This is a genomic window from Leifsonia sp. PARNA 1/14 (assembly GCF_055720965.1).
Genome location: NZ_JBVQSP010000001.1, coordinates 338,523 through 352,489, shown reverse-complemented (window position 1 = coordinate 352,489; position 13,967 = coordinate 338,523). Strand labels below are relative to the sequence as shown.

At 70.2% G+C, this 13,967-nt stretch carries 12 protein-coding genes and 1 tRNA gene; 3 read left to right on the top strand and 10 right to left on the bottom strand.

The genetic code is table 11. The annotated features are described in order from the left end of the window. Positions 1–7: 7 nt before the first annotated feature. The 6 genes from AC0HS0_RS01805 to galU all read right to left on the bottom strand — a co-directional run bounded on the left by AC0HS0_RS01805 (position 8) and on the right by galU (position 6,405). A complete protein-coding gene (locus AC0HS0_RS01805; RefSeq protein WP_472961238.1) occupies positions 8–1,405 on the bottom strand; it encodes an ABC transporter substrate-binding protein in 1,398 nt (465 codons plus the stop codon). A gap of 52 nt (positions 1,406–1,457) precedes the next feature. Continuing rightward, entirely contained in the window at positions 1,458–3,203 is a 1,746-nt protein-coding gene (locus AC0HS0_RS01800; RefSeq protein WP_472962087.1) for a glycoside hydrolase family 13 protein, read from the bottom strand. 229 nt (positions 3,204–3,432) lie between these two features. Continuing rightward, a tRNA-Ala gene (locus AC0HS0_RS01795) sits at positions 3,433–3,508 on the bottom strand. A gap of 57 nt (positions 3,509–3,565) precedes the next feature. Next, positions 3,566–4,666: a hypothetical protein gene (locus AC0HS0_RS01790; protein ID WP_472961237.1), complete on the bottom strand. Its 1,101-nt coding sequence runs from the start codon at positions 4,664–4,666 to the stop codon at positions 3,566–3,568. A 71-nt stretch (positions 4,667–4,737) separates the two neighbouring features. Continuing rightward, entirely contained in the window at positions 4,738–5,400 is a 663-nt protein-coding gene (locus AC0HS0_RS01785) for a GNAT family N-acetyltransferase (RefSeq protein ID WP_472961236.1), read from the bottom strand. Between the two features lie 57 nt (positions 5,401–5,457). Further along, entirely contained in the window at positions 5,458–6,405 is a 948-nt protein-coding gene (gene galU, locus AC0HS0_RS01780) for a UTP--glucose-1-phosphate uridylyltransferase GalU (protein WP_472961234.1), read from the bottom strand. Positions 6,406–6,463: 58 nt separating this feature from the next. Here galU and AC0HS0_RS01775 point away from each other — a divergent pair, with 58 nt between their 5' ends. From AC0HS0_RS01775 to mscL, 3 genes are read left to right on the top strand one after another with little or no spacing between them, the layout of a single operon-like run. Beyond that, a complete protein-coding gene (locus tag AC0HS0_RS01775) occupies positions 6,464–7,048 on the top strand; it encodes a 5-formyltetrahydrofolate cyclo-ligase (protein WP_472961233.1) in 585 nt (194 codons plus the stop codon). 37 nt (positions 7,049–7,085) lie between these two features. Then, the gene (locus AC0HS0_RS01770) at positions 7,086–7,451 is read left to right on the top strand and encodes an FmdB family zinc ribbon protein (protein WP_472961232.1); all 366 of its coding nucleotides are present in this window, start codon (positions 7,086–7,088) and stop codon (positions 7,449–7,451) included. Positions 7,452–7,494: 43 nt separating this feature from the next. Beyond that, on the top strand, positions 7,495–7,938 hold the full coding sequence (gene mscL, locus AC0HS0_RS01765; protein WP_472961230.1) for a large conductance mechanosensitive channel protein MscL: 444 nt from the start codon (positions 7,495–7,497) through the stop codon (positions 7,936–7,938). Here the strand turns inward: mscL and AC0HS0_RS01760 are convergent, their stop codons facing one another. The 4 genes from AC0HS0_RS01760 to AC0HS0_RS01745 all read right to left on the bottom strand — a co-directional run bounded on the left by AC0HS0_RS01760 (position 7,939) and on the right by AC0HS0_RS01745 (position 13,922). After that, a complete protein-coding gene (locus AC0HS0_RS01760; protein ID WP_472961229.1) occupies positions 7,939–8,112 on the bottom strand; it encodes a hypothetical protein in 174 nt (57 codons plus the stop codon). Positions 8,113–8,203: 91 nt separating this feature from the next. Further along, positions 8,204–11,926, bottom strand: a complete 3,723-nt coding sequence (locus AC0HS0_RS01755; RefSeq protein ID WP_472961228.1) for an AAA family ATPase — start codon at positions 11,924–11,926, stop codon at positions 8,204–8,206. Positions 11,927–12,018: 92 nt separating this feature from the next. Next, a complete protein-coding gene (locus AC0HS0_RS01750) occupies positions 12,019–13,317 on the bottom strand; it encodes an MFS transporter (protein WP_472961227.1) in 1,299 nt (432 codons plus the stop codon). Continuing rightward, entirely contained in the window at positions 13,314–13,922 is a 609-nt protein-coding gene (locus tag AC0HS0_RS01745; protein ID WP_472961226.1) for an ArsR/SmtB family transcription factor, read from the bottom strand. Before AC0HS0_RS01745 ends, AC0HS0_RS01750 begins: the two co-directional genes overlap by 4 nt. Positions 13,923–13,967 lie beyond the last annotated feature (45 nt).

Genomic DNA, 13,967 nt, shown 5'->3' with positions numbered 1-13,967 from the left:
CTCTGTGCTACTTCTTGGCGTCGGCGTCGATGAGCGCCTGGATCTTCGTGTCGACTCCCTTGAGCAGGGTGTCGACGTCGGCGTTCTTGTCGGTCAGCACCGCCTGCACGACGGCGTCGAGCGCCGCGTACAGGTCCTGCGTGTGCGCCGGCGGCTCCGGGACGATCGTCTGGCTGAAGATCCCGTCGTTGAACGGCTTGATGTTCTCGGCCGGGATGTTCGCGTACGGCTTGATCCAGCCCTGGTACTGCTGCCAGGTGGCCTTGTCGAACAACGGCAGGGTGGGGGCGTTCACGGCCTGGTTGCCGGCCTGGTTCGACTTGGCGAGAGTGACGGCGTCGCTCTCGTTGACCTGCGGCTGCGTGCGGTAGAAGTCGATCCACTTGACCGCCGCGGCGATCTGCTCAGGGGTGTCCTTCACGTTCACGACGTCGACGTTGCCGCCCGACAGGATGCCGGCCTTGCTGTTCGACGAGTCGACCGGGTAGGTGGTCACCCCGTACTTGGCGGGGTCGAAGCCGTTCGCCTGCATCAGCGAGCCGATCACGTCGGAACCGCTCATGTACATGCCGATCTTGCCCGACGCGAAGCCCTGGTTGATGCCGCTCCAGTCCCACAGGAAGTTGCTGCCCATGGAGTTGTCGTCCCAGCGCATCTTCTTGAGCCACGCCAGCGCCTGCTTGGTCTGGTCGTTGTCGGTCTTGACGGTCACCTTGCCGTCCGAGCCGGTGGACTCCAGCCGGCCGCCGAGCGCATAGGTGCTCGTCGCGAGGTTCCAGCCTCCCGTGCTGTCCTTGGTCATCTGCATGTAGCCGGCGACCCCGGGGACCTTCTCGGAGATGGTCTTGGCGTCCGCCTCGATCTCGTCGAGCGTGGTCGGCGGCTTGTCGGGGTCGAGCCCGGCCTGCTTGAAGATGTCGCGGTTGTACGACAGCGCCATCGCGTACGGGCCCCACGGGATGCCGTAGATCTTGCCGTTGTCGCCGGTGGCGACGTTCAGCACGGTCTTGTTCCACTTGTCGGCTGTCGAGGTCTGCTTGAACGGGGTGGTGATGTCGGCCAGCTGGCCGTTGTTCGCCAGCGTCTTGGAGTCGGTGAACGGCACGTTGAAGACGTCGGGCAGGGTCCCGCCCGCGAGCTCGGCGGCGAAGGTGCTCGCCGTCCACTGGTACTCGATGGCCTTGACGTGGATGTCGGGGTTCTTCTTCTCGAACTCCTTGACGCGCGTGGCGAGCGTCTTGAGGGCGTCCTCGGTGGCGCCGGGCAGGACCGGCGCGACGACGAGGTTGACCTTGCCGTCGCTGCCGCCGCCGTTGTCGGACGAGCAGGCGCTCAGCATGGCGACGCTCGCGGCGGTCACGAGACCGATCGCGACGACCTTGCTGCCGAGTCGTCGTGGTTTCACGGACTTCATTGTCTGGTTCCTTTCAGTGTGCGGTGTGGTGCAGTCAGGTGCGTCATCGGGTGGATACGACGCGGTTCTCCGGCGAGGCGTGCTGTGTTCGGAGCCATGCCGTGGAGTCGGTGGGGAGGAGTCCGTCCTGCAGCGGAGCGCTGAGGAGGAGGACGCCCTCGTGGGGCGGGAGCGGCACGGCCGCGCCCGACAGGTTGGTGACGTCGACGAAGCGGTCACCCCGGGCGAAGCAGAGCACCCCGGGTTCGCTCGGCAGCCAGGCGAAGTCGCCGTCGCCGAGACCCTCCTCGTCGCGGCGGAGGTGCAGCGCCCGGGTATAGAGCGAGAGCATCGAGTCCGGATCCCGGCGCTGCGCCTCGACCGTGAGCCCGCGCCACGATTCCGGCTGCGGCAGCCAGGGCTCGCCGGCCGCGTCCGCCGGGCTGAAGCCGAACGGACCGAGCTCGCCGCTCCACGGGAGCGGGACCCGGCAGCCGTCGCGGCCGGGGTCGACGCCGCCCGAGCGGAAGTGCATCGGGTCCTCCAGCCGGTCGGGCGGGAGGTCCTCGACCTCCGGGAGGCCGAGCTCGTCGCCCTGGTAGATGTAGAGCGAACCGGGGAGGGCGGCGACGAGGAGGGCGGCGGCGCGGGCGCGGCGCGTCCCGAGGGCGAGATCGGTCGGCGTCCCCACCCGCTTCTTCGCGAAGGCGAACGAGGAGTCGTCGCGGCCCAGCCGCGTGACGGGACGCGTCACGTCGTGGTTCGACAGCAGCCAGGTGGAGGGCGCCCCGACGGGTGCGTGCGCGGCGAGGGTCGAGTCGATCGACGTGCGCAGCTCGTCCGCCTCCCACGGCCGGGCGAGGAAGTCGAAGTTGAAGGCCGTGTGCAGCTCGTCGCGGCGCAGGTACTTGGCGAACCGGTCGATGTCGGGGAGCCAGATCTCGCCGACCAGCACGCGCGTGCCCGGGTACGAGTCGGCGATCGCCCGCCAGCCGCGGTAGATGTCGTGCAGCTGGTCCCGGTCGGTGTTGGGGTGTCGCCCCGGCGCCGGGTGCTCCGGCACCTCGGGCAGCGCGGGGTCCTTGACCAGCAGTGCGGCGGAGTCGATGCGGACGCCTCCCACACCGCGGTCGAACCAGAAGCGCAGGATCTCCTCGTGCTCGCGCAGGACGTCGGGGTGGTTCCAGTTGAGGTCCGGCTGCTCGGGGGTGAACAGGTGCAGGTACCACTCCCCCGGCGTGCCGTCGGCGTCGACGGTTCGCGTCCAGGCGTCGCCCGAGAAGTTGGAGACCCAGTGGTTCGGCATCTGGGACCCGTCGGCGCCGCCTCCTGGGCGGAACCAGAACCGCTCGCGCTCCGGCGAGCCCGGACCGGCGGCGAGGGCCGCCTGAAACCACTCGTGACGGTCGGAGACGTGGTTGGGGACGATGTCGATGATGGTGCGGATGCCGAGCTCCAGAGCCTCGGCGATCAGGGTCTCGGCCTCCTCTAGGGTGCCGAACGCGGGATCGATCGTGCGGTAGTCGGCGACGTCGTAGCCGCCGTCGGCGAGCGGGGAGAGATACCACGGCGTGAACCAGATGGCGTCGACGCCGAGCTCCTGGAGATACGGGAGGTGCTGCCGCACGCCCGCGAGGTCGCCGATGCCGTCGCCGTTCGCATCGGCGAAGCTGCGCGGGTAGATCTGGTAGATGACGGCGCTGCGCCACCAGAGTGGGTCGGCGGTCGACGGAGCCGGATGCGCACTCGTCGCCGCCGGCGTCGGTGCGGGCGGCGTCGGTGCTGCTGAGTCTTCAGCGAGCAGGGGCAGGTCCACGCGGAGCCTTTCTGTGCAGGCCGGCCCGCCGCAGGGCGTCGGCGCCGGACGGAGTGTGATTTCCGTTACACAGAACGTAGGGTTCTCGACAAAATGACGCAAGAACTAAAATAGATGCAAGTCATTTGCGAACTTTTGCGTGCACTTGCGTGAACAAACGGTTGAATCGACAAAGAAAAAGGACCGCCATCTCTGGCGGTCCTTCTTGTCTGATTCTGTTATCTGGTGGAGCTAAGGAGATTCGAACTCCTGACCTCTTCGATGCGAACGAAGCGCGCTACCAACTGCGCCATAGCCCCGGGAACTGCTCAGCTAGCCTAGCACCCTCGCTGTTCCGAATCGAAATCGAGGGCGGCTCAGCTGGCCGCGCGACGGCGACGGAGGACGGCGTCCAGGTCGAGTGCCCCATCGTCGACCGAGCCCACGATCCCCATCGCCGAGTAGAGGCTCGGTACTGCCTCGTCGACGGCGACCGGCCGCGAGACCGCCGCGACCGAGGGTGCGGCAGAAGTCGACGCCACCAGGGGAGCGTCGACCGGGCGAAGCCGGACAGGAGCCGGCGTCGCCGGTGCAGCCTCCGCGACCGCCGTGGCCTTGCGCTCGAAGTCGGCGCGGGCGGCGGCACGGCGCAATTCGGCCGCTGCGTCCACCGAGGCCATCGCCGCGGCTGCGACCGTGCCGGGTGACAGGTGCAGCGGCTTCGGCAACGGGCGCGGCGTCCAGCTCTGGCGCAGAGCCTCCTGCACCGGGAGGTCGTGCTGCGCCTGATCGTAGAGGTCCGGCGAGGCGGGGGCCGCCGGCACGAACGGAACGGGTGCGGCGGCGGCACGAGCGGACCGCGACAGCCGGCTGAGCATTCCGAGAGACGCCAGCACCACGAGGCCGGACGCAGCTGTCAGCAGCCAGGCACCGGTGGCCGGCATGAGCGCGGCGCCGACGACGACGCCGACGAGGCTCGCCACGAGAAGCAGTGTGCAGAGCGAGCGCGAACGGCGGAGCCGGCGGCGGCGCTGCGGGGAGAGCGCCGGACGTGCGCTGGCGACGGCGAGCGCGCTCGCCCGCTGGGCCGCCGCCGCACGCGACGCACGCTCCAGCGCGATGGCCTGGGCGGCCGCGCGCTCGGCCTCCTCGGCCGCATGCCTGCGCTCCTCGGCGAGAGCCTGCTCGCGACGCGCGTGCGCGGCCGCTTCGGCCCGGGCGGTCGCGAGTCTGCGCTCCTCCGCCCTGCGGAGGATCCGCTGCTGCTCCGCGACCGTCTTCGCGGTCGCCTCCATGCGGACCTCGTCCGGAAGCTCACTCGTCTCGGCCAGGATGCGCAGCGTCTGCTGCAGCCGAACGGCGTTGCGCTCCGTCGCCAGGTACTCGCGGCGACGCAGCCACACCGGGACGAGATAGGCCAGCCAGAGGGCGGCCGCGATGGCGACGACCACCCCACCGCCCATCACATCCCCATTCATGCCTCTACGGTAGGGCTCGCGGGCTCGGCGCCCCGGTCAGCGCCCGGGTGTGTCACCGATGGAGAGGACTCTCAGCGTCGCCGCGCGACCGGGAGCGGGATGGCGGCGGCCGCGCGGTCTTCGGCCGTCACTGCAGCGGCCTCCGTCGGCGCCTCCCCATCGAGCCAACGGCGCAGCACGCCCTGCTGAAGCTCTTCGGAGACCAGCCCGAAGCAGTAGTGGTCGCGCCAGTCGCCGTTGATGTGGATGTAGCGGCGCCGGAGGCCCTCGTAGCGGAAGCCGAGCTTCTCGACGACGCGGAGGCTGGGGCCGTTCTCGGGCCGGATGCAGATCTCCATGCGGTGCAGCCCGAGCTGGTAGAAGCAGTAGTCGGTCGCGAGCGCAACCGCGGTCGGCGTGATGTTGCGCCCGGCGAACTCCTCGGCGATCCAGTAGCCGATCGTGGCGCTCGACAGCGAGCCGTAGGTCACGGAGGACACATTGAGCTGGCCCGCCAAGCGCCCGTCGTACTCGACGACGAACGGCAGGCCGTGTCCGGCGCGCGCGTTCGCCAGCAGGGAGCGGATGCTCGCGCGGGTGTCGAACGCCCCGGGCGCGTACGGGCTCGTCGCTTCCCACTGCCGCAGCCATGTGCGGTTGTCGAGCAGGGAACGCTCGAGCGCGCGAGCGTCCCTCAGACGGATCGGTCGCAGCCCGATGCGCCCCTCGCTCAACGTGGGGATGACGAACGCCACGGCGTCCTCCTTCTGCGGCGACCGTTCGCCGCAGATACGACCGTAGCGGTAAACCGACTAGATCGCGTCAGTGGTGTCGGCCGGCATCTCGTCGAGGACCTCGCGCGGCTCGTCGCCGAGTCCGTCGGCGAACTCGCGCAGCCACGGCCGCAGCTCGGGGCCGAGGTCTTCGCGGTCGACTGCCAGCTGCACGATCGCCTTGATGTAGTCGAGCCGGTCGCCGGTGTCGTAGCGGCGGCCGCGGAAGACGACCCCGTAGACACCGCCGGTCCAGTCGGGAGCCTCGGCCATCGACTGGAGGGCGTCGGTGAGCTGGATCTCTCCGCCGCGGCCCGGCTCGGTGCGCTCGAGCACGTCGAACACCTCGGGGCGCAGAACGTACCGGCCGATGATCGCGTAGTTCGACGGGGCGTGCTCGGCGTCGGGCTTCTCGACGAGACCCGTGATGCGCACCACGTCGTCGTCGCCGGTCTCTTCGATGGCGGCGGCGCCGTAGAGGTGGATGGACCCGCTCGGCACCTCCATCAGCGCGACCACGCTGCCGTTGTACTTCTGCTGCACCTCGAGCATGTGCTGGAGGAGGTCGTCGCGGGAGTCGATGATGTCGTCGCCGAGGAGCACGGCGAACGGCTCACGGCCGACGTGGGCTTTGGCGCGCAGCACCGCGTGGCCGAGACCCTTGGGGTCGCCCTGGCGCACATAGTGGAGGTCGGCGAGCGACGTGGAGTAGTTGACCTTCTCGAGGCGGTCGGTGTCGCCCTTCTTCTCGAGGGTGTCCTCGAGCTCGGCGTTGCGGTCGAAGTGGTTCTCGAGCGCGTTCTTGTTGCGCCCGGTGATCATCAGGACGTCGTTGAGGCCGGCGCTGACGGCCTCTTCGACCACGTATTGGATGGCCGGCTTGTCGACGACCGGCAGCATCTCCTTGGGCATCGCCTTGGTCGCCGGGAGGAACCGGGTGCCGAGGCCTGCTGCGGGGATCACTGCTTTCGTCACGTGAGTAGCCATGCCGCTACAGTATCCGCATTTGCCCGGCCACCCGGGCTTGATCTTCTAGGATTGGCCTATGGACACGGACACTGCCGCCCATCGCAAGCGCGCTCTCCGCGCCGAGCTGCGGGAGCGGCGGCAGAACCTCACCACCACGGAACGGCAGGCCGCGACCGCGGGGATCACCCGCAACTTGGTCGATCTCGCGACCGATCTGTCGGCGCGGTCCGTCGCCTGCTACCTGTCCACGAACATCGAGCCCGACACACGTCCGTTCGTCGGCTGGGCGGTCGGGCAGGGACTCCGGGTCCTCCTGCCGGTCTCGCGCGAAGACGGCCTCCTCGACTGGACGACGGGCGACGGCGAGACCGAGGCCGAGGGGCTCTTCGGCATGCCGGAGGCCGTCGGCGAGCTGCTGGGGCCGATCGCCATCAACGACGTCGACCTCATCCTCGTGCCGGCCGCCGCCGTCGACGCGACCGGCATGCGCATGGGCTGGGGGCGGGGCTATTTCGACAAGACGCTCGGCAGCATGGAAAAATGTCCCCCGGTGTACGCCGTCGTCTTCGACGCCGAGCTCGTGAGCGAGGTCCCTCGGGAACGACACGACCAGCCCGTCGACGGCGCGGTCACCCCGACACGCATCGTCCAGTTCTCCTGAGCGGCACCACGGACGCACCTGAACACTACGGAAGACCATGCCCACTTACTCCTACTCGTGCCGTGACTGCGGCCATGCCTTCGACATCCACCAGGCCTTCACCGACGATGCGCTCACCGTCTGCCCGAACTGCGGCGGAACGCTGCGCAAGGTCTTCGGCACCGTGGGCGTGACTTTCAACGGCTCCGGGTTCTACCGCACCGACTCGCGCGGGGGTACGAAGTCCGCCGGAGGTTCGGCGTCCGGGTCGGACTCGTCGTCGTCCACCTCCTCGTCCTCGGGTTCGTCGTCGTCGTCCGGTTCATCGTCGTCCGGTTCATCGTCGTCCGGTTCATCGTCATCGGGCTCGTCGTCGACCGGCTCCTCGTCGTCCTCGTCCTCCTCTTCGGGCTCCGCAGCCTGACACCAGCACCACCAGCCCCACTCCTCTGGCGAAAGGACCGGTCTTGCTCAAAGGCTTCAGAGAGTTCATCCTCCGCGGGAACGTGATCGATCTGGCGGTCGCCGTGGTCATCGGCGCCGCGTTCACGGCCGTCGTGACCTCGATCGTGACGAACCTGTTCAACCCGCTGATCAGCGCGTTCTTCAAGGCGAGCTCGCTCGACGACGCGATGATCGTCACCCTCAACGGCTCCCACATCAAGTTCGGCGCCGTGCTCGGCTCGATCATCAGCTTCCTGATCGTCGCGGTCGTCGTCTACTTCGTCTTCGTCTTCCCGATCAACAAGCTCAAGGAGCGGATGGACCGCCTCCGCAAGAAGGGCGTCGTCGAGCCCGACGCACCCGTCACCGAGCTCGACCTGCTGACCGAGATCCGCGACCTCCTGCAGGCGCAGCAGTCGCCGCCCTCGGGCGCCGGCACCGGCAGGCACGCCGACCCGCTGCCGTAGTCACCAGTGCGGCGGTACGTCCCGTCGCAGCTGCTCGTCGTTCGACGACCACGAGCCCTCGTCGCGGTCGCGTTCCGGCACCCGCGGCGTGGGGTCGGCACCCGGCGCACCCTCGCGACGCACGCGGCGCGGTCTGCGCGCCTGTCGCTCGCCGTCTTGCTGCTGCTCGTTCACCACTCCAGGCTAGGCGCAGATTTGCGGTGAATGTGCCGTCTCGCGGCCCCAGACAGCACATTCGGCGCAAATGCGCGGGCGGGTACGCGGCTCAGAGCTCCGGGAGCGTGATCGGCGCGGTCTCGGTGGTGGCCTCCGAGATGCCGATGAGGCGCGCGATGCGGCCGGCGACGGCGTCCGGGTCGGCGAAGAGCTCGAAGCTGTGCACGCGCAGGTAGTGCCAGCCCAGACGGCGCAGCACGTCGGGGCGCAGCCGCAGCGACTCGCGGAGGCTGCCCTTGTTCACATCGTCGTCGGTCTCGACGACAACGGCGCGGCCCTCGTTCGACGCGACGAGAGTGAGCTTGCCGCGGTAGCCGACCTGCACGTCCAGGCCACGCCGCGCGAGGCGCTTGGCGAGGTCGACGATCATCGGGTCGGCGTCAGGGCTGAGGAACTCGGGCGCGGCGGCCTGCAGCTGGTCGGCCTCGCCCAGCACCTGGGCGAGAGCCGCGATCCCGTGTCGCATGCGCGACTCGTCGATGTCGTCAGGGCGGAAGCACGACACGATGTCCATGCCCCGGCGGGCGCGCGTCATGCCGACGGCGAGGAGGCGGTCGCCGCCCGGCTCGGCGAGGGCGCCGAAGTTCGACAACAGCCGGCCGTGCGGGGTGCGCCCGTAGCCGATCGAGAAGACGACGCGGTCGCGGCTCTGGCCCACCGACTGCTCGAGGGTCACGACGGTGAACGGCTCCGGACGGTCGCCCAGGATGAAGTCGGCGAGCTCGGTGCGCTTGGCGAACGCCGACAGCACGGCCTGGTTCACCCGCACCGCGTGGCGCTCGCTCGCGCTGATGACCATCAGCGACTCGCGCGGACGCTCGGTGGCGTGCCGCAGGACGAGCTCGACCACCTTCGCCACCTCGGCGTCGGTGCTCTCCACCGCGCCGGTGTCGCTGTCGGGCATCCCCTGACCGCCGGTGACGTAGTGGAGGGCGAGGCTTCCGTGCCCGAGGTAGGTTCCGGCCCACGGCAGCGAGTCGATGTTGCCGCCGTAGAAACGGCGGTTGACCAGCTCGGCCAGGTCTTCGCCGCCGGCGCGGTAGCTGCGCGCGAGCGTGTAGACGGGGAGCAGCTCGGAGAGCCGGGCGAGCGCGGAGTCGCCGTGCAGGGCGTCGACGTCGGCGGCCTCCACCGTGGTGCCGTACTCGTGCACCCCGGTGTCGAACCGCGACGGAGTCTGGGTGACCGGATCGCCGAAGGCCACGACCTGGCGGGCGCGGCGCAGCACGGGGACGTTCTCGGCCAGGCTGGAGGCGCCGGCGTCGATCAGCACGACCGCGTCGAACGCGACCTCGGCGTCGATCGCCGACACCTCGTAGGGCGACACGAGCCAGACCGGAGCGAGCGGGCGCGCCAGATGCGGTGCCGCCGCGTTCAGCGAGGCGGCGGTCGGCGTGGTCGTCGTGAGCAGCTTCTTGAGCGCCTTGGCCTCCTCCGGCCAGTCGACGATGCCGATCTTCCATGTCTCAGCGAGCATCCACGCGAGCTGCTTGCCGGTGGCGGAGGCGTGGGCCTCGTCCACGAGCCGGAAGTCGGCCTCCAGCCGGTCGAGCACGCTCGTGTTGGCACTCAGCAGTGCGCGGTCGGCTGCGAGCAGGGCCTCCAGCACCGACTGCCACCAGGCGAGTTCGAGCTCGGCGCTGACTTGCGTCTCGGGCACGTGGCGCACCGACAGGTCGGACAGCAGCGGGTCCAGCTCGCGCTCGCGGAGCTGCCCGAGCAAGGCGGTGCGCTCCTGGAGGTTGGCGAGCACCTCCGACTCGGCGGCCAGGCCGGCGACCTGACGCGTCAGCTCCTCGATGGGCAGCGCGGCGAGCGACTGCGGCGTCCCGGTGCGGCGCAACGGGATGTCGAGGCGGGCCAGGTCTTCCGCGACGCGCTGGTATGCGACCTGCACGTCGGCGATGCCGACCGGCACCTCCGGGACGACACCGGCGACCGCGAAGCGGTTCCAGAGGATGCGCTGCTGCTGGATTCGACGCAGGCTCTCGTTGAGGTCGGTCACGTGCACGCCAGGGCGCACGTACTCCAGGGCGAGCTTGCGCAGCCGCCGCCGGTTGGTGCCCGACATCGTCGGCGACTCGCGGCGCGAGGAGGTCGCGGCGATGAGCTCCGAGATCGAACGGTCGAAGACGGCGGGCGTGAAACGGTCGAGCGTCTCACGCACGTCGAGCAGCAGGCGCAGGTAGACGCCGAGCTCGGCGATCGACTCGAACGGCCGCATGCGGGTCTGGCCGATCAGTGCCCTGGCGCGCTCGATGAGCCGCGGCAGCTCGGCGCGGCTGAGCTTCTTGGCGAGGTCGTGGGCGGCTTTGCCCTCTTCGGTCGTCGCGAACGACGCGCCGTACCAGGGTGAGTCGCTGGGGCCGTAGCGGAACTCGCCCAGGCGGGCGGCACGGATCAGGGCGTCAGCGGCGGCGTCGCGCCCGGAGGCGAGCGCTTCGATGGAGGCACGGCTCAGCCGCGCGGTGGTCGCGGGCGGAGTCGGCAGCAGCGCGAGCCGGGAGAGCTCGCGCAGCGCGTCGAGCACGGAGACGTGGAGGACGGGGTCGCGGCGCGCGAGCGCGGCACGGTAGTCGAGCAGCACCTTGCGGAGCCGCACGAGGGCGTCGTCCACGTCGGTGACGCGCGGCTGCTCGGCCTTCTCATTGCGGCCGATGGACTGGATGAGGTCTCGGCGGAGGCTGCGCGGGGTGACCGCGACGCCGGGCAGTCCGACCTTCGCGAACCGCTGGGCGATGTCGTCGAGGCTGGAGCGCCGGGGACCGACGACGAGCACTCGCTTGTGCTGGGCCACGAGCGCGCCGACGGCGTTGACCACCGTCTGCGTGCCTCCGGTGCCCGGGAGGGTCTTCACGACGAGCGAGTTGCCCGCCGAGATCTGCGCGACGACGTTCTCCTGCTCTTCGTCGGCGTCGAGGAGGAGGGAGTCGGTGGCCGGCGGACGCTCGTCCTGGCGGATGGGGTCGGCCGGGCTGAACGCGCTCTCGATCGCGGTGCGCGCCGTGGGGTTGCCCGCGAGCGCGTCCAGCAGCGGCGTGTCGAGGTCGTCGGCCTCCGCCCGCAGCGCCGGTGCCACGTCGACGAACGACGAGACCACGAGACGCGGCAGCACGTTGAACCACGGCAAGTGCGAGGTGAGTCCGCGCAGCCGGTCGATCACCGGCTGCGGCTTGAACGCGCCGTCATGCAGGGCGAGGGCGACGAAGGCGTCGGCGTCGAGCGTGATCTGGAACTGCTCGGACAGCGCGCGGGCCAGTTCCGGGTTCAGGAACGGCTGGCCCTTGAGCTTCAACTCGAAGTCGCGGCCGTAACGGCGGATCGCCAGAGGGCGTAGCAGGATCGGCGCCAGGTATTCGTCGGGGCCGTGCCGCCACTGCGCCAGGCCGATCGCCAGGTGGATCGACTCGATGCCGCGCACGGAGCGCAACTCGATGCCTTTGGCGGTGATGGCGTTCGCCGCGGCACGGGCCGTGCGCAGTGCGAGCTCGTCGCGGATGAGGCTGGAGAGCAGCGTGCTCTGCCCGGTGATGAACTGCGGGAGGCCGCCCGGATGCGTCGTGCTCAGCTCGATGCGCGTACGCGGGCTGTCCTCGAAGTGCAGCAGGGGGGATTCGCCGCCGATCGCCGCGATCTCCTCGCGCCACCGCGACCAGACGTGGTCGGCGATGTTCCCGGCGACGAGGCCGGGATCGCCCAGGCTCAGGGTGTGCGGGGAGGTCGTGTTCGACGCCGGATGCAGGGCGTCGCCCTCGGGCACGTCGGACGTCATGTCGTCGTCCTCGCTCTTCCTATCCAGTCGCCACACACCGACACCCTACGTGCCCGAGCGCGAAACGCCTGGCAATCTGCGCGGGTTTCGCGTCAACCCGCAGGTCGGTCGGCGCTGGTCGCGGAATCGGTCACCCCGAGGTTCGCGTCGCCCGGTGTTCCGTCGCCCGCGCCTTTCGCCGCCCCGAGGAACACCAGCGCGAGCACCCCGCAGAGCACGTACAGCGACGCCTGAGCGTCGAGGACGCGCACGGTGCCGACCGACTCGGCGATCAGGCCGGCGACCAGGAGGCCCACGCCCTGGGCCGCGCCCGAGAGCGTGGTCACCGCGGCGATGACCCGTCCGAGCGTCGCCCGAGGCGTCACCGTCTGCACGAGCGTGATCTCGCCGGTCGCCGTCGCCACGGCCGGGAGGCCCATCGCGATGAACAGTCCGGCGTACACCCAGACGGCGGTCGTGACCGGGGCGAGGTTCCAGGTGAGCAGCGAGAGCGCCCCGAATACCAGGTAGCCGCCGCCGATGAGCCAGCGCGGGGCGAACCGCCGGATCAGCACGCCGGTGAGCAGGCCTCCCAGCACTCCTCCGATCGCCTGGACGCCGCGCAGGAGGCCGACCTCCGTGTCGTTGGCGCCGAGGTCCTGGGTCACGTACACGATGAAGAGGACGAGGAAGACGCCCTGTGCGATGCTGCCGAGCACGGCGATGACTGCGATCGTGCGCAGCTCCCTGGTGCGGACGACGGTCGCGATGCCCTCCACCCACTCGTGGAGCAGGCGTCGTTCGACGGCAGGCGCCGACTCCGCGTCGGCGCCGATTTCTTTGGCCGGGAGCGGCCGCGTGAAGGCGACGAGGAGGGCCGTCACGGCGAAGCTCACGGCGTCCACGATCACCACACCCGTCAGCCCACCGACGGCGAACGCGAGGCCGCCGAGCGGCGAGCCCACCAGCCGGGCGAGGTTGTCGGCGATGGCGAGGAGGGCGTTGCCCCGACCCAGCTCGTCCGCTTTCAGAAGACGCGGCACCATCGACTGCCGGGCCGGGTTGATCATGGCGCCGAGGCACGCCTGCACCGCGGCCACGGCGTAGACGATGCCCATGCGGTCGGAGCTCGCCGCGAGCAGCGGCAGGAGCGCGACGCCCTGGATGAGCGCGACGACGATCATCGTCCGCCGTGGATCCCAGCGGTCGACGAGCACGCCGAGGAAGGTGCCGGCGAGCAGCATCGGGATGAGCTCGGCCAGGAACACGGCCGAGGCGCCCAGCGCCGAGCCGGTCGCCGAGAACGCGAACAGTGGGAGGGCGATCATCAGCAGCCAGTCGCCGGTGTCGGAGACCAGGCCGGCGGTCCAGACCAGCGCGTAGTCGCGCCGGAAGAGCGGCGAGCGGCTCATGAGCCCTCGACCTCCTCGTCGGGATGAAGGAACGCGTTGAGGTTGAGCGCCACGACCGCGCTGTCAGCAGGGGCGTCGTCGCGGGTGAGCGCGATGTACGGGCGGATCAGCGCGTCCAGCCGGTCCCCCAGCTCGCGCAGCTCGTCGGGGCTGATGCGCAGTGCGTAGCCGGAGAGCATGCTCGCCTCGCGCCAGGCGGGCGGCACGCTGTCGCGCCGGGCGATCGCTCGGTGCAGCCGTGCGGCCTCCTCGTCGACCTGATTGTCGGCGAAGAAGCGCTCGACGGTGTCGACGCCGAGCTGCACGCCCGGGTCGTCGGCGCGACCGAGCTGGAGGCCGGTGGCCGTCGACTGCCACGGCCGCTCCCGGCCGTCGTCGGCCTCCACCCGTTCGACCAGTCCGAAGCGGGCGAGCGCGCGCAGGTGGTAGCTGCAGTTGGAGGGCGTGGAGCCGACGGCCTCTGCGCACTCGCTGGCCGTGCGCGCACCGAACGACATCAGATGGTCCAGCAGCGCCAGGCGCAGCGGGTGCGCGAGCGCGCGCAGAGCGCGCGGGTCGGTGACCGTGCGCCGTTCCTCCGGACGACCGCCAGTTGTGAAAGACATGTTTCAGATTGTGCGCCCCGCGTTCTTTCACGTCAAGTCGGCCTC